Raw genomic sequence first — 19,045 nt, 5'->3', positions numbered from 1 at the left:
GATCTCGAACCGGAAGCTGATTCCAGGCATAGCTCCGCCGTCGACGCGAGCGCCGGTGGTCAGATCAGTGCTGGCTGGAATAAGGCCTCCGCGAGATCAGAGCGGACTCGACGGTGGTGCCTGGTAAGGCTTGGGGGGAGGGCCCATCGCAGTGCTAGCGGTATCGATTGCCAAGTCGATCGCTAAGAGGGGGTGAGCCGGAACTGGCTGTTGGTGTAAAACCGCGACTTGTCCGTAAAGCATGCAACCTCCCCGCCTCGCCGTGATTGCTCACGACAAGTTGTCATCTCGCACATGTCCCAAATGCAGCCGCGCCTGAACCCCAGATTCAGCCGCTACGCCACTACATCCCGTAACTGTCCCACTCGTCAGGCGTTGCTATCGAAGTGGCTGCCGGAGTGATCCTATCCCGTATTTCTCTTGTTCAAAACCACGAAGCATGGATGCCTCGCCCGAGAAATTTCGACATAGTTTCACCGTCACCCATATTGCTATGGGCCACGAACCGACAATCGCTTGGAAAGCGTCGCCAACGCGCACACCGCCGCCGATTTGCACGTCCGCCCCGTTTCTAAAACCGCGCTGGTCTTAAAGATCGTGGGCGCCCGCGAGCCATTTAAGAAATACACAATGCGCCAGTTCTCGCAATCCATTTGATCGGCGCACTGCAACGAGTCGTCGAGCGCTCTGCAGTGCAGCGTTGCAGTTCGAGAAAGCATGTTCTTGAATCAGCGCGAGGAATCTCGGATGTGACGGATCGCACGCGCCGCGCAAAAATTTTTCATAAAAAATTTACGTTGGCCGATTGACGAGCATCTTTTCCAAATACTTGGTCGCGCTATGTGGGTAAGTCATTTTCGAGCCGAAGTTTTTCGAGATTGTTTTTTCGAGTAACTCCCGCGTCGCATCGTGCGCGTGCAGCTGTGCTCGGAATCGCCAAGCGCGTTGTCTTGACACTGTTGGTGCTGGGTCTGCGACGCTGTCGTTCTTCGCGTTGCAGGTGCGGCTAAATTGTCACCTCGTAAAATTACGGACCGTGCACGCAAAGCTACAGACGTGGTGAACGCACGTGCAAATGCGTCGCGCGTGTGCGCAGAAAAATATCTGCACTGCAGTCGCGCAGAACAAGACAACAAAAAAGCCCGGCGTCGCGCCGGGCTTCGATGCATCATTGCGTGATTAGGATGGTGCGATCAATTCACTTCGCGAGCTTCGCGATCTGGTGCGACAAGCGCGATACTTTGCGGCTCGCGCTGTTCTTGTGAATGATGTTGCGTTGTGCCGCGCGCATCAGCTGCGGCTCGGCGCGCGTCATTGCCTGCAACGCCGCCTCGCGATCGCCCTTCGCGATCGCTTCCTCGACACTGCGCACCGCGCCGCGCATCTGGGTGCGACGCGACTTGTTGATGATGGTGCGGCGGGCAATCTTGCGCGTCGCCTTCTTGGCTGAAGTCGTATTGGCCATGCTCTCACATATCCTTCGGCGGCAAGCGTCGCCGCAATCTGCAGATCCGCGCTGGCCGCGGCTTGCGGCCCGATCGACGCGATGGGTTGTTTGGACGCCTCTCTGAGAATGCCATGACCGGAGCGCCAGAGGCTCGGTAGGTCGGCGCTGCTCAAAGAACAGCGGCGGCGGGATTGCGCCCACCGCCATTTCGGCCCTTATAGAGGGCGGTCTTTGGAGCGTCAACGGCCTCGCGCGGCTGGAAAGCCCGGTCCGGCAGGCCAATTGCGGCCGTAAGCCCCTGACGAGGTTGAATTTCCTGAAATCGCCCGGTAAGGCCTAGCAGCGCGCTGACCGCGCCACAGGAGCAGGTGAGGCATGATCCGCGGTTTCTTCCGACTGGTGGGGCTGTTGCTCTTGGCCGGCGGTTTCATCTTCATGGTCTATGACGGCGCTCGCTGGGTGGCCGATCAGACCCTGCAATTCACCCGCTTCGGCCAGTTCTGGAACGACGTCCATCAGTCCAGCCAGGCCGCGTTCCATGCCTGGATCGAGGCCAGGGCGCCCTTCCTGTGGGAATGGATCGTCAAGGGCGTGCTGGATCAGCCGGTGTTTGCCGTGTTTGGTCTCCTGGGCATCGTCCTGATGCTGGTGTTCCGCCCGCGCAAGCCTCTGATCGGCTATTCCCGCGACTGATCTCCATAGCTGCCGATCGGTAACGGGCCTGCCGGTCCCAACGTAGAGCCCTATATAAGATCGGCCGAAGGTGACGGCGCCGCCTCCTGCGGGCCGTCGGACCGTGCCCGGAGGAAAGCCATGCTGTTCACGCGCAAAGCCACCGACCTGCCGAGCGTCGCCGAGGCGCTGCCAGGCCGCAGCACCCCGATCCCGACCGCGACCACGCATTTCGTCAACGGCCATCGTCTGCAAGCGCCTTATCCGGCCGGCTTCGCGCAGGCCATGTTCGGGCTCGGCTGCTTCTGGGGCGCCGAGCGCAAGTTCTGGCAGCTCGGAGATGGCGTCCATGTCACCGCAGTCGGTTACGCCGGCGGTCACACGCCCAATCCGACCTATGAGGAAGTGTGCTCGGGACGGACCGCGCATGCCGAGGTCGTGCTGGTCGTGTTCGATCCGAAGCTGATTTCCTATGAGCGGCTGCTGAAGACGTTCTGGGAAAGCCACGATCCGACCCAGGGCATGCGCCAGGGCAACGATGTCGGCACCCAATATCGTTCGGCGATCTACACCTTCGACGACGCGCAAGCGAAGGCGGCTGCAGAGTCCAAGGCCGCCTATCAGAAGGCGCTGAGCGCGAAGAGCCTCGGCGCGATCACGACCGAGATCGCGCCCGCCGGCCCGTTCTATTTCGCCGAGGATTATCATCAGCAATATCTGGCGAAGAATCCGGCCGGCTATTGCGGCCTCGGCGGCACCGGCGTCGCCTGTCCGATCGGTATCGGCGTCAGCGCGTAAGCTGAGTGAAGCTCGGTGGGTGCACGTTCGCCGTCTTCCTCCTCGCTGAGCGGAGGACGGAACTCGCTGTTTCGATCGGCTGGGATCGCGGAGGACGGGACGCCGCACCGCGCGCCAACGCTTTGTTAACCTTAACCGCGCATCACTAGGCATATCCTCTTTCTGGGATTGTCCCGAGTGCGCGCGTTCTCTCTGCCGGTCATTGCCATCGTCATTGCCTCGCTGTTGTCGGGCTGCATGCAGACGGTCTCCCCCGTGGCCGTCGGCCAGTCCGCGAGCGATCTCGATGCAATGGCCTACGGTCCGCCGCCTGCTTCACGCCCGGTTGCCGCCACCGGGCAGGGCGGGGGGGCGATCGCGGCGCTGCGCGAGTCGTTCGCCGCCGCTCCCATGCCGGTCGCCTATGGCGGCCCGGTGCGAAGTCGCGACTCCGTCTATCATCTCGATGCCGGCGACAAGCTGCGCGTCGTGGTCTACGGCCAGGAGGGCCTGACGAATACCTATGCGATCGACGCATCGGGATCGATCACCATGCCCCTGATCGGTGCCGTGCCCGCGCGCGGCCGCACCACGGCCGGCCTCGCCTCCGAGATCACAGGCCGCTTGCGCAACGGCTACATCCGTGAGCCGTCGGTGGCTGTCGAGATCGAAGCCTATCGGCCGTTCTTCATCCTCGGCGAGGTGCAGGCGCCCGGCCAATATCCTTACGTGCCGAACATGACGGTCGAGAGCGCGATCGCGATTGCCGGCGGCTTCTCGCCGAGGGCCCGGCGCGACACGGTGACGCTGACCCATACCGACGCATCGGGGACGGCACGTTACGAGGTGCCACTCGGTACCTCGCTGAAACCCGGCGATACCATCCAGGTCAGCGAACGCTGGTTCTGACGTGATCGGTGATTCCGGGGGCGCGCTTCGCGCGCCTCGGAATGACAGCCGATCACTTCAGATGCTTGCCGAAAAATGCCATCGCCCGCGGCCAGGCGAGATCGGCGCAGGTCTTGTCGTAGCTCGCGCGCTCGTCGCAGCTGAAGCCGTGCTGCGCCCCCGGATAGACGAAGATTTCGACCTCTGGCTGCTTGGCCTTGATGGTCTCGACGTCGCTCAAGGGAATGCCGGCATCCTTCTCCCCGAAATGCAGTTGTACCGGCACCTTTAGCGGCTCGTCGGCGAAGCGCACGATCGCCCCGCCATAATAGCCGACCGCGGCCTTCAACCCCGACAGCCTGAGAGCCGCCGCATAGGCGATGCTGCCGCCGAGACAGAACCCGATGATGCCGACAGGGCCGGCGGCTTGCACGGAATCGATTGCGGCCTGGGTGTCGCGCAGCATCGCCTCCCAATCCGGATTGGTGATGAATTTGCGCGCGACCGCGACTTCCTCCGGCGAATAGCCCGAGGTGAAGCCGGGCTCGACCCGATCGAAGATCGAGGGTGCCACGGCGATATAGCCTTCCGCGGCGAGGCGATCGCAGACGTGGCGGATGTGGTGATTGACGCCGAAGATCTCCTGGATCACGACCAGCGCGCCCTTCGGTTGGCCTGCGGGATCGGCGCGGTAGGCGCCGAGCTCAAAATTGTCGGATGCCGTCAGCTTGGTGTCGTGTCCCACGGATCGTTCCTCATTGAGTTTGCTGGAGATCGGATCGAAGCGGCGCGTTCGCTGCTATTGCCACATCCAGTTCTCGCCATAGTCCTCTTTCCAGCCCGTCAGCCGCCCCTGGCGAAACTTGAGGAACAGCCGATGGTGATGCGGGACCAGGCCGCTGCCGCCGAGATTGCGCAGCACCAGAAAGATCTCGTTGCCCGGCGATCCCCTCACGTAATGGAGCGGCTGGCCGAGCGCGCGGGCTGTCGTCTCGGTGTCCATACCGAAGGCAAGCGGTATGTTGTTGGAGAGCGTTGCCGTGAACGGCACGCGGTGCGCGGCGCTCCACCCAATCTGTTGCGCATCCGCCTTTGCCGAGCCAAGCGTCGCGATGCCGGCGACCAAGGCCAGAAGCTGAAACCGCAGTCTCCGTACCGTGCCGCGTTCCATGCAGGTCATGTTGTTCGGTCTCGATGCTGGTGTGTTGCGCCGCAGTCTAGCGTGATCCGGCGGATCAGGAAAACAGCCGCGGCTTGCAACAGCATGTGGTCGGATCGCATGCCTCGCACCACATCGCAAAGCATAGAGCGCAGGGCGCGCGAGTTGGCGCGGATGTCTTTGGGATGTCGTCGCGCCGTCACGATATCGCGATCATTGTTCCCAGGTGCGGATGGGGATCGACTTCTCGCTGGAGCGCAAAGCCCCGCAAGCCGGCCGCCTGCGTAGCCCATGTCGCGGTGGCGCGCTCGGGTGAGGTCAAGGTGAAGAAGGGCGCGATGAAGGCGTAGGGTTGCGGAGGGTGTGATGCGGACCGGGCGCCGGTACGCCTTCCCGCGGATCTTTTGATTCAAATCGTCCGGAATTCCCGCGCATTCTCGCGATCAGGTTAGCTTCGCGGTTACCGCAATGCAGACAGTTTGAACGAGCTGCTTAAGCCGCGAGGAACTCGCGGCCGGGTAAATTCTGCCGGCAACAAAACGGCCCGGGGGCGCGCACGCATGACTGCAGTAGCCAAGAAGACCGCATCCGCAACCAAGCGCCATTTGTTGCTGGCATCGGATCGCGGCGACCAGAGCAGCGAGCTCGCGCGCATCCTGCGGTCGGTCGGCGACGTCGACATGATCCCGACCGCCGAGATCCCGGAAGATCCAGAAGGCCGCTTCTCCGGCGTCATCGTCGACATCAATCTGCGCTCGCCGGAGAGCGTGCAGCGAGTGCGCAAGAAGCTGTCGTCGCGCGCTTACAGCGATATGCCGCGGCTGTTCGTGCTGCAAGAGGCTCTGCATCACGCCACCATGCAGGCCTGGGCGCTCGGCGCGACCGATACGATCGCCCGTCCGTTCAGCCCGGGGGATGTGCTGCAGCGGGTCCGCGGTGCCTTTCCCGGCAATGACGGCTATGACGAGACCGATCGCGGCAAGCTGCTCAACCGCGGCGTCGAGGCGGCGCACGAGGTCATGGTCAAGATCTTCGAGAAGCTGCCGGCCGGCGTGCCGCTGTCGATGGACGACATCATCGCGGCCGAGGGCAGGATCCTGAAGGCCATCAAGCATTCGTCGCTGCGCGAATGGCTGACCGTCGTCGGCTGCCATCACAACGACACCTACCGCCACTGCCTGTTCGTGACCGGCTTTGCGGTCGGCTTTGCGCTGCATCTCGGCATGCGCGACGGCGACCAGCGGCGCCTGACCCGCGCCGCGCTGCTGCACGACGTCGGCAAGGCGTTCATTCCGGTCGCGGTGCTCGACAAGCAGGGCAAGCTGACATCCGACGACATCGCGATCCTGCGGCAGCACCCGCGGCGCGGTTATGAAGCGCTCTCCGCGCAAGGTGGCTTCCCGCCGGAAATGCTCGACGTCATTCTGCACCACCACGAATTTCTCGACGGGACCGGCTATCCGAACGCGCTGCGCAGCGAACAGATCAGCGACATCGTGCGGCTCACCACGATCGTCGACATTTATAGCGCGCTGACCGAGCGGCGAGCCTACCGGGCGCCGTTCCCGCCGGCCCGCGCGTTCGCGATCATGGAAAACATGGGAGCGAAGCTGGATCAGCAGCTGTTGCAGGCCTTCCGCCCCGTTGCGATGGGTGCACATTGATCTGACGGGTCGCGTGCTCGCCGGCGCGGATCGCATTCGCGCCGCGGTCCGCGGACGCGTTTCCCCCGTTACTTAGCCATCGCGCGCAACGTGGCCCGCTCCGGGGCGTCGAAGCAGCTCTCATTCGGCATACGACGAAATCTCGATCAGGCTGCCGTCGGGATCGCGGCAGTAGACAGACCGCAAGGTGCCGCGGGCGCCCTGCTTGGCGACCGGCCCCTCCTCGATCGTCACGCCATGCGCCTTGAGATGCGCCACCACGTCCTCAGGCGCGGCCGTGGTGAGGAAACATAGATCGTCGCTGCCGGCCATCTCGTGGTCGGCGGTGAACCAGTCGGCTTTGTCCGCGTCCTTCGGCCGCACATTGATCTTCTGATTGCCGAACATCAGCGAGGTGCGTTTCGCCTTGCCCGGACCGGGGTCGAATACGACGACCTCCATGCCCAGGATCTTGCGATACCATTCCGTCGTGCGGGCGACGTCGCTGACATTGATCACGAGGTGATCGAGCGCATTGACCTTGACCGACATGGACTATCCCTTTTTCATGAAGCGGGTGATCCGGTCTCAAGACCGCCAGCTAAGACGGCGGCGGACGGGCCAGCAATAACAACGATAATGCCTCGGGGAAACGCATGATCTCACGTCGCCACGCGATCGGCCTGATCGCTTCCGCAGTTCCGGCCACTGCCTTCATCCGCGGCGCGTCGGCGCTGGACTATCCGACCCGCCCGATCCGCTTCGTGGTCGGCTATCCGCCTGGCGGCGCCACCGACATCCTGGCAAGGCTGATCGGTCAGCGGCTTTCGGAGAGCATGGGGCAGCAATTCGTGATCGAGAACAAGCCGGGCGCCGGCAACAATATCGGCACCGAATCCGTCGTGAACGCCGCCCCCGACGGCTATACGATTCTCCTCGTCAATCCGGCGAACTACATCAACGCCACGCTCTACGCCAACCTGAAGTTCAATTTCGTCCGAGACATCGCGCCGATCGCCTCGTTCAATCGCGTGCCGAATGTGATCACCGTGAACAAGGACGTGCCGGCCAACAACGTCGCCGAATTCATTGCCTATCTGAAGGCCAATCCCGGCAAGGTGAACATGGCCTCCTCCGGCAACGGCACCTCGGTGCATCTGTCGGGTGAGATGTTCATGGCGATGACCGGCACCAAGATGCAGCATGTGCCCTATCGTGGCGCGGCGCCGGCGATCACGGATATGCTCGGCGGCCAGGTGCAGGTGATCTTCGACAATATGCCCTCGATCATCCAGCACATCCGTTCGGGCGCGCTGCGGGCGCTGGGCGTCACGACAGCCGAGCGTTCGCCTCAATTGCCGGAGGTACAGGCGATCGCCGAGACCGTGCCGGGCTATGAGGCGAGCGCGCTGTTCGGGGTCGGTGCGCCCAGGACCACGCCGAAGGAGATCGTCGCGGCGCTCAACAAGCAGATCAACACCATCCTGGCCGAAGCCGAGACGAAGAAGCGCCTCATAGAGCTCGGCGGCGAGCCGCTGATCCAGTCTCCGGAGGCGTTCGGCGCGATGATCGCGGCCGAAACCGAGAAGTGGAAGAAGGTGGTCGAGTTCGCCGGGCTGAAGGTGGAATAGCGCGGCGGTGTGGCTCCGTCGCTTCACGACGAACGCATCGCGCGAGGCCCGCGAAAATGTCGTTTTTTGACCATGGCACCGTGCTTCAACGCGCTTCGGTGACGGAGGAGGCAGGAATCATGCGTCGGATCGCGTTGATGGCAGCGGCCCTGGTTGGTACGGGCTTGGCGAGCACGGCCAGCGTCACGCCGGCGGCGGCATACGAATATCCCTGGTGCGTGCAGGGCCGCGGCGTCGGCTATCCCGGTGACTGCTCCTACCAGACATTCGCTCAATGCCAGGCCAGCGCGTCCGGACGCTTCGTGTCCTGCGGCATCAACCCGGTGGTTGCTTTCGCGCGCGCTCGTCGGGGTCTTCCGGTCTATGCCGACGAACTGCCGCCCCCGCAACGTCGGCGGTATTATCGCTACCGTCAGTATTACTGAGGGAGAAAATCGGTCGCGCAGCACGTGAAAGACCTTGCATCCACTTTGCAAGGCCGTATACTTTGCCGTACAAAGTACGAGTTGGTCCGGTTCGACTCGTTCGGGGTATGAGATGCGCGATCTCGACAAGGCGCTCGCCGACATCGGCGCCATTCGCAGTCAACTCGCTGCCGGCACCGCGTTCCGCGGCTATGGTCCGGCCACGATGGCGGCAACGTCGGCCGTTGCGCTCATCACCGCGGTGCTGCAGCACACCTTGCTGGATGATCCCACAGCTCAGCCGTTAGCTTTCCTTCTGGGCTGGGCCGCCGCGGCGGTCCTGTCGCTCGCGATGATCTGGGTCGAGATGCGGGCGCGCTCGCGCCGGCATCACTCCGGTCTTGCGGACGCGATGATCCACCAGGCGGTCGAGCAGTTCCTGCCCGCAGGGATTGCCGGCGTCCTGCTGGCAATCCTGTTGTGGAGGTTCGCCCCCGAAGCGCTCTGGATGCTGCCGGGGCTCTGGCAGGTGTTGACCTCGCTCGGCGTATTCGCCTCGGTCCGCCTGCTGCCGCGCACCGTGGCGCTGGCGGGCGCCTGGTATTTTCTCGCCGGCTTTGCCGTGCTCGTGCTGGCCAGCGCAACCCACTCGCTGTCGCCTTGGACCATGGGCCTGCCGTTCGCGGTCGGTCAGGCGTTGATGGCGGCAATTTTGTATTTTGCGTCCGGAGAAGCCGATGTCGAAGACTGATAACAGCGCGCCATTCTCTTACGACGGGCTCGACCGCGTGATTCACGAAAAGGCGCGGCTCGGCCTGCTCACATCGTTGATCGCGCATCCAAAGGGGCTGGCCTTTGCCGACCTGAAGCAGCTATGCGGACTGACCGATGGGAACCTGTCGCGACACCTGCAAGTGCTGCAGGACGCGGGCCTCGTCGAGGTGATGAAAGGATATGAGGGCAACCGCCCGCATACCACTTGCCGCCTGACCAAGACCGGCCGTCGTCGCTTCCTCGACTATCTTGCCGTGCTCGAAGGTTTGGTGCGCGACGCTGCCAAAGCCGCCGGCAAGGAGCCCGTCGGCAAGGATGCGGCCGCCTCGCTCGGCGTGCTGCCAAGCCGGGCTTGATCTCCCCTTTTTTTGACCAGGAGCTTTGTGATGCAAAGTCCTTTCCAGCCTCAACATGAACCGATCGTGAGCGAGAAGCTCCATGTCGGGATCATCATGGACGGTAACGGCCGCTGGGCCACACGGCGCGGATTGTCGCGGCTGCGCGGGCACGAGGCCGGCGTGGAGGCGATCCGCCGCGTGGTCGAAGCGGCGCCGGAGCAGGGCGTCGGCACCCTGACGCTCTATGCGTTTTCCAGCGACAATTGGCGCCGCCCGCGCGCCGAGGTCGCAGGACTGATGACGTTGCTGCGCGTCTATCTCACCAACGAGGTCCAGGCGCTGGTGCGCAACGGCGTGCGGCTGACCGTCATTGGCCGTCGCGACCGCCTGCCGGATGGGATCGCGGCCGCGATCGTCCGCGCCGAAGCAGCGACCAAGGCCGGCACCACCTTGCACCTGCGGATCGCGGTCGATTACTCGGCGCGCGACGCGATCCTGAACGCTGCGCTGAAGGCGCGCGAGCTCGGCGAGCTCAGCCGCGAGACCTTCTCGAACCTGGTCACCGGTGAGGCCGGGTTGCGCGACGTCGACTTGATCGTCCGCACCTCGGGCGAGCAGCGGTTGTCCGACTTCCTGTTGTGGGAAGGCGCCTATGCCGAGCTGCATTTCACCTCGCGTATGTGGCCCGACTTCGATGCGCAGGACCTCGCGCAAGCCTTGGCCTCTTTCCATGGTCGCGAGCGCCGCTTCGGCGGGCTCCAGGCGCTGCCGCTGGCTCCGGCGCCGAGCCTTTGAGACCGATAAGACCGCGCGGAACAATCTTCTCCGGAATCCGGGAATCATCTACTGCTGCCTGCAGGAGTGGCAGAAATCCGCGATGAATCGCCAGCAGCGCCGGCCTTCCGGCAAGTCCAACAAGGTCGCCGGCGCCACGCAGCCCGATACGGCAGAGGCGCTGTGCGCGGCGGCGCTTCGAATGTTGCGGGCCGGCCGGGTGGCGGATGCCGAACAGGCCTGCCGGCGTGCGCTGACCCTGGATCCGGGCCATGCCGATGCGCTGCATGCGATGGGACGGGTTTGTCTTGCGACGGAGCGGCACGATCTTGCGATCGAATGGTTTGCCCGTGCGATCACCCAGGATCCGGCGGTCGCTGACTACTTCGTCGATCTCGGCCAGGCGCTGCGCGCGAGCGGGCGATGGGACGAAGCCATCAAATGCTACGATCGCGCGCTGCAGCTGAAGCCCGATGCGGTCGAAAGCTGGGAGGCTCTTGGCGCGCTGTTGCAGCAGCAGGGCAGGTTCAGTGAAGCCGCGCAGGCCTATGACCAGGCGCTGCAACTCGTCCCGCAGCGGGCTGAGACCTGGTTTCGGCTCGGCGAGCTGTTGAAGGCGCAGGACCGCCACATCGAGGCGGCATTGAGCTTCGATGAAGCGCTGAAATGCGGGCACAATGATCTCGACGCCGCCAATCACGCGGGGTTGGCCTATTTCGACGCCGACCGCTATGACGACGCGATTGCGCGGTTCGACCGCTCGCTGCAGCTGAAAGCGGATCAGCCCGGCGTGCTCTGCCTCAAAGGCATCTCGCTCAGGCGGGTGCGTCGCTACGCCGAAGCGCTCGAGGTCGGAAAACGCGCCCATGCGCTGGCACCGCACGACCCGGATATCGCCAACAGCCTCGGCTGCATCCTGCAGAATCTGGGTCGGCATGACGAGGCCATTGCCGTGTTCGATACGGCGATCGCCATCCGGCCGGACGTTGCCGATTTTCACAATCATCGCGGCACGTCGCTCGCCGAGCTGCACCGCTTCGAGGCGGCGTTTGCGAGCTTCGAGCGCGCGATCGCGCTGAAGCCGGACTTTGCCGATGCGCATTGGAACGCGGCGCTGTTTTGGCTCCTGACCGGCGATTTCGAGCGCGGCTGGGCGGCGCGCGAATGGGGCCGCAACTGCCGCGCGGTCGGCTTCGTCGAGCGCAGATTTTCCGCTCCCTTGTGGCTCGCCGATGCGCCGCTCGCGGGCAGAACGATCCTGCTGCACAGCGACGAAGGGCTCGGCGACACCATCCAGTTCTGCCGTTATGCGACTATGGTGGCCGCGCAAGGCGCGCGCGTGCTGCTGGAAGTCGATGCGGTGCTGCAGCTGCTGCTGGCCGGCGTTGCCGGCGTGGAACGATGTCTTGCACGCGGCGTCGATGAATTGCCCGCCATCGACTTTCATTGTCCGTTGTCGAGCCTGCCGCTTGCTTTCGCAACACAGCTGGAAACGATTCCGTCCGCGCCGTCCTACCTGTCGCCCCCGCCGGCCGCGCGCATGCAGATGTGGCGGGATCGGCTCGGCCCGACCGGAAAGCTGCGCGTCGGTCTGGTCTGGTCGGGCAACCCCGCCCATCTCAACGACCACAATCGCTCGGTGCCGCTGTCGGCGCTGGCGCCGCTCCTCGAGCTGAATGCGCAGTTCATCAGCCTGCAGAAGGAACCTCGCGCCGCGGATCGGGCGTTTCTCGCGCTGCGTCCGGACATCCTCGATCTGACCGCCGATATCGTGGACTTTGTCGACACCGCGGCGCTGATCTCCTGCCTCGATCTCGTCATCACGGTCGACACCAGCGTTGCCCATCTTTCGGGCGCCCTCGGCACGCCGACCTGGATCATGCTGCCGTTCACGCCGGATTATCGCTGGTTGTTGAACCGTGACGACAGCCCCTGGTATCCGAACGTGCGATTGTTCCGGCAGGATCTGGGCCGCGACTACGCCCCGGTGATTGCGCGCGTGCGCGATGAGCTGAACGCCATAACCAAAACTTGATCCCGTCTCGCCAGGCGCCGCGCGCGCCGTTTGAGCTGCGTCAACGGATCCGCGGGTGCCTGTGGCACGACACGGGTGTCTGGAATGCAAAGGCGTTGTACATGGATCCGCAGCAAGATCAGCTCGTCGCCGCTCCGCAAGCCGCGAGCGCATCTGAGCCCCATCGGGTGGATCCAGCTCACGTCAGCGCTCTGCCCGTTCCCGTGCGGCATGTTGCCCGTCCGAGGCGCCGCTTCTGGCCGTTCCTGCTGCTCGCTGCCGTTCTCGGCGCCGGCGCGGGCGGCGGCTATCTCTACTGGAAGCATCTGCATCCGCCGCTGCCGGTCGGCATCAGCTTCGGCAACGGCCGCATCGAGGCCGACGAGATCGATATCGCCACCAAATACGCCGGACGCGTCGCCGCGTTGTTCGCCGACATCGGCGATACGGTGGTGCCCGGGCAGGTGGTCGCTCGAATGGACACCCAGGAGCTCCAACAGTCGCTGTCGAAAGCCGAGGCCCAGGAGCAACAGGCGCAACATGTCGTCGACCAGGCGCAGGCGAACGTCACGCAAGCCCAGACGCAGAAGACCCTGGCCGAGCAGGAGATGCAGCGAACCCGCGCGCTGTTGCAGAATGGTTGGACCACCAAGGAAATCGCCGACCAGCGGCAGCAGACGCTCGATGCGGCCACCGCGGGGCTCATCGGCGCTCAGGCCAGGGTGTCGGAAGCCGGGCGTGCGTTGGAAGCGGTTCGTCATGATGCCGCGCTTTATCGCGTGCAGATTGCCGACAACTCGCTGATCGCACCGAAAGCCGGCCGCATCCAGTATCGGCTCGCCAATATCGGCGAAGTATTGGCCGCAGGCGGCAAGGTCTTCACCATGCTCGATGTCGGCTATGTCTATATGGACATCTTCCTGCCGACCGAGCAGGCCGGCAAGGTCAAGGTCGGAGCCGACGCTCGCATCGTCCTCGACGCCTATCCCGACCATCCGATTTCCGCCAAGGTTTCATTCGTCGCCAGCGAGGCGCAGTTCACGCCCAAGACGGTGGAGACGCAGACCGAGCGCGACAAGCTGATGTTTCGCATCCGCGTGCGGGTCGACCAGGAGCTGCTGGCTGCGCACGCCGATGCCGTCAGGAGCGGGCTGCCGGGCATTGCCTATATCCGCTGGAAGCCCGACGTGGCTTGGCCAGCCAGCCTGCAAGCATCGCCATGAGCGTGGGTGGGCCTCCGGTTGCGGTGATCAGGAACGTCTCGCAGCGCTATCGCGACGTCACCGCCCTCGACGATGTCTCGCTGGATCTTCCATCCGGCTGCCTTGTCGGCCTGATCGGCCCCGACGGGGTCGGAAAGTCGTCGCTGCTCTCGATCGTGGCCGGAGCCCGCGCGATTCAGGAAGGACAGGCGACCGTCCTTGGCGCTGATATTTCGGACCAGCGCGCACGGGCCAAGGTCTGCCCGCGCATCGCCTACATGCCGCAAGGCCTGGGCAAGAACCTCTATCCCGATCTCAGCGTCCGCGAGAACATCGAATTCTTCGCCCGCCTTTTCGGCCAATCGAAGGACGAGCGCGAATGGCGCATCACCGAGCTGCTCGAGAGCACGGGGCTGGCAGATTTCGCGGACCGTCCGGCCAAGAAGCTCTCCGGCGGCATGAAGCAGAAGCTCGGATTGTGCTGCTCGTTGATCCACGATCCCGATCTTCTCATCCTGGATGAGCCGACCACCGGCGTCGATCCGCTGTCGCGTCGCCAGTTCTGGGATCTGATCGATCGGCTGCGCGCGCGCAGTGTCGGCGGCATGAGCGTGATGGTCGCCACCGCCTATATGGAAGAGGCCGCGCGCTTCGATTGGCTGATTGCGATGAACGATGGTCGCGTGCTCGCGACCGGCTCGCCCGCGGAGCTCAGGGCGCAGACCGGCGCTGCCTCGATCGAAGACGCCTTCGTCGCATTGTTGCCGCAAGCCCCCGGCCAGGCACAGGCGGAGATGCCGATGCGCGTGGCGCTCGACGGCAGCGCCGAGCCCGTGATCATCGCGCGCGACCTCACCTGCCGGTTCGGCAACTTCACGGCCGTGGACCGTGTCAGCTTCTCGATCCGCAAGGGTGAGATCTTCGGCTTCGTCGGCTCCAACGGCTCCGGCAAGACCACCACGATGAAAATGCTCACCGGCTTGTTGTCGCCGAGCGAAGGCGAGGCCCTGATCTTCGGGCGTAGCATGGAGGCCGGCGATAACAAATCCCGCCAGCGGGTCGGCTACATGTCGCAAGCCTTCTCGCTCTATGGCGAGTTGACGGTGCGGCAAAATCTCGTCCTGCATGCACGATTGTTTCATCTGCCGCTCGATCAGGCAGGAAAACGCATCGACGAACTGGTCGATCGCTGCGATCTCGCCGACCATCTCGACAGTCTCGCGGCCGATCTGCCGCTCGGCATCCGCCAGCGCTTGTCGCTTGCGGTTGCGATCGTCCACAAGCCGGACTTGCTGATCCTGGACGAGCCGACGTCGGGTGTCGATCCGGTGGCGCGCAACCAGTTCTGGCGCCTTCTGATCGAGCTGTCCCGCCGCGACGGCATGACGATCTTCGTCTCGACGCACTTCATGAACGAGGCGGCGCGCTGCGACCGTCTGTCCTTGATGCACGACGGCCGCGTGCTTGCGACCGATACCCCCGAGGGACTGATCAGGGCCAAAGGCGTGCAAACGCTCGAGCAGGCCTTCATCGCCTTCCTCGAGCAGGATGCGGGCGTCGACGATGGCGCATCGATCACGCTGACCCAGACGAATCCCGACCGCGCGGTCGCGGCAAGATCGGCGGAAGCCGGATCGGAGGCCGACGGAAGGCGCGCGTTGTTCAGTTCGCGACGGCTGTTCGCCTATACGATCCGGGAGGGGCTCGAACTGGTGCGCGATCCGATCCGGCTGCTGTTTGCGCTGTTCGGCACCGCCTTCCTCATGATCGTGATCGGCTTCGGCATCTCCACGGACGTCAACAATCTGACTTTTGCGGCGCTCGATCACGATCAGACGCCGGAAAGTCGCGCCTATCTCGCGGAATTGCGCGGTTCGCGCTATTTCACCGAACGGCCGCCGATCACCGATTACGCCGACCTGGAACGGCGCATGAAGAACGGCGACATCAAGGCCTCGATCGAGATTCCGCCGAACTTCGGCGTCGACATCAAGCGAGGCCGCCCGGCTTTCGTATCGGCCTGGATCGACGGCTCGATGCCGTTCCGCGCCGAGACCATCCGCGGCTATCTTCAGGGCACGCATCTGCTCTATCTGTCCGATCCGGCCGTCAAGACCACGCAGCCGGCCGCGCCTTCGCCCGCCACTATCGCCATCCGTTTCAAGTACAATCAGTCGTTCGACAGCATTTATGCGATGGTACCGACCACGATCGCGCTGATGCTGGCGCTGTTTCCGGCGATCCTGATGGCGCTGGCGGTGGTTCGCGAGAAGGAGCTCGGCTCGATCACCAATCTCTACGTCACGCCGGTGACGCGATTGGAATTCCTGCTTGGCAAGCAGCTGCCCTATATCGCAGTCGCCTTGGTCAATTTCGTCGTCATGTTCATCATGGCATTGTGGCTGTTCCGGGTGTCCTTCAAAGGCAGCCTGCCGCCGCTGCTCGTCGGAACTCTGGTCTATGTCTTCACGACGACCGGTTTCGGCATGCTGATCTCGACCTTCTGCCGAACCCAGATTGCGGCGCTGTTCGGGACTGCAATCCTGACCATCCTGCCGGCCACCCAGTTCTCCGGCATGCTGGTCCCGGTGTCCTCGCTGTCGGGATTCGCCCAGCTGCTCGGGATGTGCTTTCCGATGACCTACTTCCGTCCGATCACGGTCGGCACCTTCACCAAGGGTCTCGGCTTTGCCGATCTCGGCCAATATATCCTGATGCTGCTCGTGTTCATTCCGGTGCTGACGACGCTGAGTCTCGTCCTGCTGCCGAAGCAGGAGCGGTGAGGCACCATGCGCTCGCTGTCCAACATTTTCTGGCTCGGAACGAAGGAGTTGCGCAGCCTGTTCGGCGATTTTGTGCTGATCGGTCTCGTGATCTATTCGTTCACCGTCGCAGTGATCAGCCAGGCGCAGAGCAACTCGCAAGAGCTTTACCACGCCTCCATTGCCGTGGCTGACGAGGATAACTCCGAACTCTCGCGTCGGATCATCGGTGCATTTCTGCTGCCCTACTTCCAGCCACCGGTTCATATCGCGGAAGGACAGATCGAGCCGCTGATGAACAACGGCAAGTTCACCTTCGTGCTGGACATTCCGCCGAACTTCCAGCGCGACGTGATGGCCGGTCATAAGCCGTCCTTGCAGGTCAATGTCGATGCCACGGCGATGGTCCAGGCGGGACTCGGTTCGGGCTACATCCTGCAGATGATCGACACCGAGATCGACTGGTTCCTGGCCCGGGCGCAAAAAACGCCGTTGTCCCCGGTCAACCTGGTGACGCGGATCGCGTTCAATCCGAATGTCGACACTGCCTGGTTCGAAGGCGTGATGGGCATCATCAACAGTGTCACGATGCTCGCGATCATCCTCGCCGGGGCTGCGCTGGTGCGCGAGCGCGAGCATGGCACCATGGATCATCTGCTGGTGATGCCGCTCTCGCCATTCGAGATCGCCATGTCGAAGATATGGGCCAATGCGCTGGTGATCGCGGTCGCAGTGATGCTGGCGCTCTATGTCGTGGTTCGGCTCATCCTTGGTGTGCCGATCAACGGCTCGATCCCGTTGTTCATGGTGGGCGCGGTCCTTTACCTGTTCTTTGCCACCGCCGTCGGCCTGTTTCTCGGGACGATTGCGCGCTCGATGCCGCAGCTTGGGCTGCTCTATATCCTGGTTGCCGTCCCCATGAACATGCTGTCCGGCGCCTCGACCCCGGTCGAGAGCCAGCCGGAATGGCTGTCCACGTTCATGAAGGCGTCGCCCTCGACCCATTTCGTGTCGTTCGCGCAGGCGATCCTGTATCGCGGCGCCGGGTTCGATGTGGTTTGGCCGCAGTTCCTCCTGGTTGCCGGCATCGCCGCCGTGTTTCTGGGGCTGACGATCTGGCGCTTCCGCGCCTCGGTCACCGCGGCTGGTGCGTAGCCGAAAGGAGACACCCTCCGGCCCTCTGCCGAACAGGGTTTCGGGATGTTTAACCGCGCGGGCGAGAAGGACGACGCGGCATGCGCCGCTCGGCCGTGCCGGTCTGGGCACGCTGGCCTGGGCGCGCTGGCAACGGTTCGCCAACCATCGCATCGGCCGAACCGGGCCGCTAACGATTTCGAAAATCGCGCTGGTGCACCGTGGTTCTGTCCTGAGGGGGACAGAGTGGGGAGATTGAGCATGACGATGAATGGGGAAGCCGTCCTGGAAAACGTGCGCCGCTATCGCACCATCGCATCCTTGTATCGCCAGACCGCAGCGCGCCGCCCGCATCAGCGCTGGTCGCTGCTGGAGCAGGCGGAGGAATGGGAAAGCCGTGCCGTCGCCGAGCTCGAGGACTATTTTGCCGCGCGCAACGCTGCGAGCGCGTTCGCGGTCTCGCATCAGGCCTATCGTGCGCCGGCGCGCTGGGAGATGGCCGCAGCCGCCTAAGCCGCAGCAGTTGCGTGTCGCGTATCCTGGGATCGCGGCACCGACTTGACAGTCCGTCCCCGCCGGTCCCTCTTGCCGTAAGTGGTCTAGGCGTAAGGATCTGTCACGATGTCGACGCCGGATATCCCATCCATATCCATTGCGACCCTCCCGGTCACCCGCAGGACCGTCCTGAGCGGTCTTGCCCTTCTTGTTGCAGCTCACTCTTTGCGCGCGGAGCCTGCCGAACAGTTCAACGTGGAGTCGGCCGAAGGCCCGATCGCTTTTACCCGCTATGCCGCAAGCGGCACGGCGAAGCGGCCAAGCGTCCTGGTCCTGCATGGCGCGCGCGGTGTCGAATTGAGGCAGCGTGCCTACGAACGCTATGCCAACGCGCTGACGGAAGCGGGCATCGACACCTACCTGGTGCGCTATTACAGCCCGGTCGACGAACAGGCGCTGGCGAAGATCAGCACGCGGGAAGCTCGCATCGCTCATCAGGACGCACGATTTGCTGCCTGGGCCGAGCGGGTATCGTCGGTTATCTCCGCGGTCTTGGCGCGGCCCGATAGTTCCGGCCGGCTTGGCCTGGTCGGATTTTCGCTCGGCGGCTTCGTTGCTGCGGCGACAGCCGTGCGCGATGAACGCGTTGCCGCGCTCGCGGTGCTGTATGCCGGCATGCCCGACCAGATCGCGCCCGGCGTGAAGCATATGCCGCCATTGATCGAGCTGCACGGCGACGCCGATCGCAATGTTCCGTTGGCGCGCGGCAAGGCTCTGGTCGAACTCGCCAAGGCGGTGGGGGCACCGGCCGAGCTCGTCACCTATCCCGGCAAGGCCCATGGTTTCGACTTCGCCGACAATGATCCCGCGACGGGCGATGCCGTGGCGCGCGTCGTCAGTTTCTTTCGAGAACGGTTGCCGACGGCTTGAG

At 63.9% G+C, this 19,045-nt stretch carries 21 protein-coding genes; 17 read left to right on the top strand and 4 right to left on the bottom strand.

All coding sequences use genetic code 11. From position 1 onward, the window contains the following. Positions 1 to 516 precede the first annotated feature (516 nt). On the top strand, positions 517 to 657 hold the full coding sequence (locus tag QX034_RS11815) for a hypothetical protein (protein ID WP_315702407.1): 141 nt from the start codon (positions 517 to 519) through the stop codon (positions 655 to 657). A 541-nt stretch (positions 658 to 1,198) separates the two neighbouring features. Here the strand turns inward: QX034_RS11815 and rpsT are convergent. Beyond that, a complete protein-coding gene (rpsT, locus tag QX034_RS11810) occupies positions 1,199 to 1,465 on the bottom strand; it encodes a 30S ribosomal protein S20 (RefSeq protein WP_315702408.1) in 267 nt (88 codons plus the stop codon). Between the two features lie 357 nt (positions 1,466 to 1,822). Here rpsT and QX034_RS11805 point away from each other — a divergent pair, with 357 nt between their 5' ends. From QX034_RS11805 to QX034_RS11795, 3 genes are all read left to right on the top strand, one after another. Then, complete coding sequence (locus tag QX034_RS11805; protein ID WP_315702409.1) at positions 1,823 to 2,140, top strand: hypothetical protein; 318 nt, start codon at positions 1,823 to 1,825, stop codon at positions 2,138 to 2,140. A 120-nt stretch (positions 2,141 to 2,260) separates the two neighbouring features. Further along, entirely contained in the window at positions 2,261 to 2,917 is a 657-nt protein-coding gene (msrA, locus tag QX034_RS11800) for a peptide-methionine (S)-S-oxide reductase MsrA (RefSeq protein WP_315728118.1), read from the top strand. 177 nt (positions 2,918 to 3,094) lie between these two features. Next, a complete protein-coding gene (locus QX034_RS11795) occupies positions 3,095 to 3,805 on the top strand; it encodes a polysaccharide biosynthesis/export family protein (protein ID WP_315702411.1) in 711 nt (236 codons plus the stop codon). A 52-nt stretch (positions 3,806 to 3,857) separates the two neighbouring features. Here the strand turns inward: QX034_RS11795 and QX034_RS11790 are convergent, their stop codons facing one another. Together QX034_RS11790 and QX034_RS11785 are read right to left on the bottom strand one after the other, a co-directional pair. Further along, entirely contained in the window at positions 3,858 to 4,529 is a 672-nt protein-coding gene (locus tag QX034_RS11790; RefSeq protein WP_315702412.1) for a dienelactone hydrolase family protein, read from the bottom strand. 54 nt (positions 4,530 to 4,583) lie between these two features. Further along, complete coding sequence (locus tag QX034_RS11785; RefSeq protein ID WP_315703151.1) at positions 4,584 to 4,955, bottom strand: hypothetical protein; 372 nt, start codon at positions 4,953 to 4,955, stop codon at positions 4,584 to 4,586. Between the two features lie 173 nt (positions 4,956 to 5,128). Between QX034_RS11785 and QX034_RS11780 the strand changes: the two genes are divergently transcribed. Then, a complete protein-coding gene (locus tag QX034_RS11780; RefSeq protein ID WP_315702413.1) occupies positions 5,129 to 5,293 on the top strand; it encodes a hypothetical protein in 165 nt (54 codons plus the stop codon). Positions 5,294 to 5,503: 210 nt separating this feature from the next. After that, complete coding sequence (locus tag QX034_RS11775; RefSeq protein WP_315702414.1) at positions 5,504 to 6,607, top strand: HD-GYP domain-containing protein; 1,104 nt, start codon at positions 5,504 to 5,506, stop codon at positions 6,605 to 6,607. A 120-nt stretch (positions 6,608 to 6,727) separates the two neighbouring features. On the opposite strand, the gene QX034_RS11770 is transcribed toward QX034_RS11775, so the two are convergent. Beyond that, positions 6,728 to 7,138, bottom strand: coding sequence for a VOC family protein (locus QX034_RS11770; RefSeq protein ID WP_315702415.1), 411 nt, complete (start codon positions 7,136 to 7,138; stop codon positions 6,728 to 6,730). A gap of 104 nt (positions 7,139 to 7,242) precedes the next feature. Between QX034_RS11770 and QX034_RS11765 the strand changes: the two genes are divergently transcribed. The 11 genes from QX034_RS11765 to QX034_RS11715 all read left to right on the top strand — a co-directional run bounded on the left by QX034_RS11765 (position 7,243) and on the right by QX034_RS11715 (position 19,044). Next, positions 7,243 to 8,217 carry a tripartite tricarboxylate transporter substrate binding protein gene (locus QX034_RS11765; protein ID WP_315702416.1) on the top strand — a complete coding sequence of 325 codons (975 nt, stop codon included), beginning with the start codon at positions 7,243 to 7,245 and terminating at the stop codon, positions 8,215 to 8,217. Positions 8,218 to 8,336: 119 nt separating this feature from the next. After that, positions 8,337 to 8,642 carry a DUF3551 domain-containing protein gene (locus QX034_RS11760; RefSeq protein WP_315702417.1) on the top strand — a complete coding sequence of 102 codons (306 nt, stop codon included), beginning with the start codon at positions 8,337 to 8,339 and terminating at the stop codon, positions 8,640 to 8,642. A 112-nt stretch (positions 8,643 to 8,754) separates the two neighbouring features. Continuing rightward, on the top strand, positions 8,755 to 9,372 hold the full coding sequence (locus QX034_RS11755) for a hypothetical protein (protein ID WP_315702418.1): 618 nt from the start codon (positions 8,755 to 8,757) through the stop codon (positions 9,370 to 9,372). Then, complete coding sequence (locus QX034_RS11750; protein WP_315702419.1) at positions 9,359 to 9,751, top strand: transcriptional regulator; 393 nt, start codon at positions 9,359 to 9,361, stop codon at positions 9,749 to 9,751. The genes QX034_RS11755 and QX034_RS11750 overlap by 14 nt, the downstream gene beginning before the upstream one ends. Before the next feature lie 30 nt (positions 9,752 to 9,781). Beyond that, positions 9,782 to 10,528, top strand: a complete 747-nt coding sequence (locus QX034_RS11745; protein ID WP_315702420.1) for a di-trans,poly-cis-decaprenylcistransferase — start codon at positions 9,782 to 9,784, stop codon at positions 10,526 to 10,528. A gap of 82 nt (positions 10,529 to 10,610) precedes the next feature. Next, positions 10,611 to 12,542, top strand: coding sequence for a tetratricopeptide repeat protein (locus QX034_RS11740; protein ID WP_315702421.1), 1,932 nt, complete (start codon positions 10,611 to 10,613; stop codon positions 12,540 to 12,542). Positions 12,543 to 12,643: 101 nt separating this feature from the next. Next, positions 12,644 to 13,744: an HlyD family secretion protein gene (locus tag QX034_RS11735; RefSeq protein ID WP_315702422.1), complete on the top strand. Its 1,101-nt coding sequence runs from the start codon at positions 12,644 to 12,646 to the stop codon at positions 13,742 to 13,744. Next, positions 13,741 to 16,506, top strand: a complete 2,766-nt coding sequence (gene rbbA / locus QX034_RS11730) for a ribosome-associated ATPase/putative transporter RbbA (RefSeq protein ID WP_316195402.1) — start codon at positions 13,741 to 13,743, stop codon at positions 16,504 to 16,506. The genes QX034_RS11735 and rbbA overlap by 4 nt, the downstream gene beginning before the upstream one ends. Positions 16,507 to 16,512: 6 nt before the next feature. Next, complete coding sequence (locus QX034_RS11725) at positions 16,513 to 17,640, top strand: ABC transporter permease (protein ID WP_316195400.1); 1,128 nt, start codon at positions 16,513 to 16,515, stop codon at positions 17,638 to 17,640. A 240-nt stretch (positions 17,641 to 17,880) separates the two neighbouring features. Further along, the gene (locus QX034_RS11720; RefSeq protein ID WP_410050914.1) at positions 17,881 to 18,132 is read left to right on the top strand and encodes a hypothetical protein; all 252 of its coding nucleotides are present in this window, start codon (positions 17,881 to 17,883) and stop codon (positions 18,130 to 18,132) included. A gap of 108 nt (positions 18,133 to 18,240) precedes the next feature. Next, the gene (locus QX034_RS11715) at positions 18,241 to 19,044 is read left to right on the top strand and encodes a dienelactone hydrolase family protein (protein WP_316195398.1); all 804 of its coding nucleotides are present in this window, start codon (positions 18,241 to 18,243) and stop codon (positions 19,042 to 19,044) included. Position 19,045: the final 1 nt, after the last annotated feature.

Origin of the sequence: Bradyrhizobium sp. SZCCHNR3119, assembly GCF_032487775.1 — a bacterium.
Classification (GTDB): Bacteria; Pseudomonadota; Alphaproteobacteria; order Rhizobiales; family Xanthobacteraceae; genus Bradyrhizobium.
This window is presented reverse-complemented; position numbering and strand designations above follow the sequence as displayed.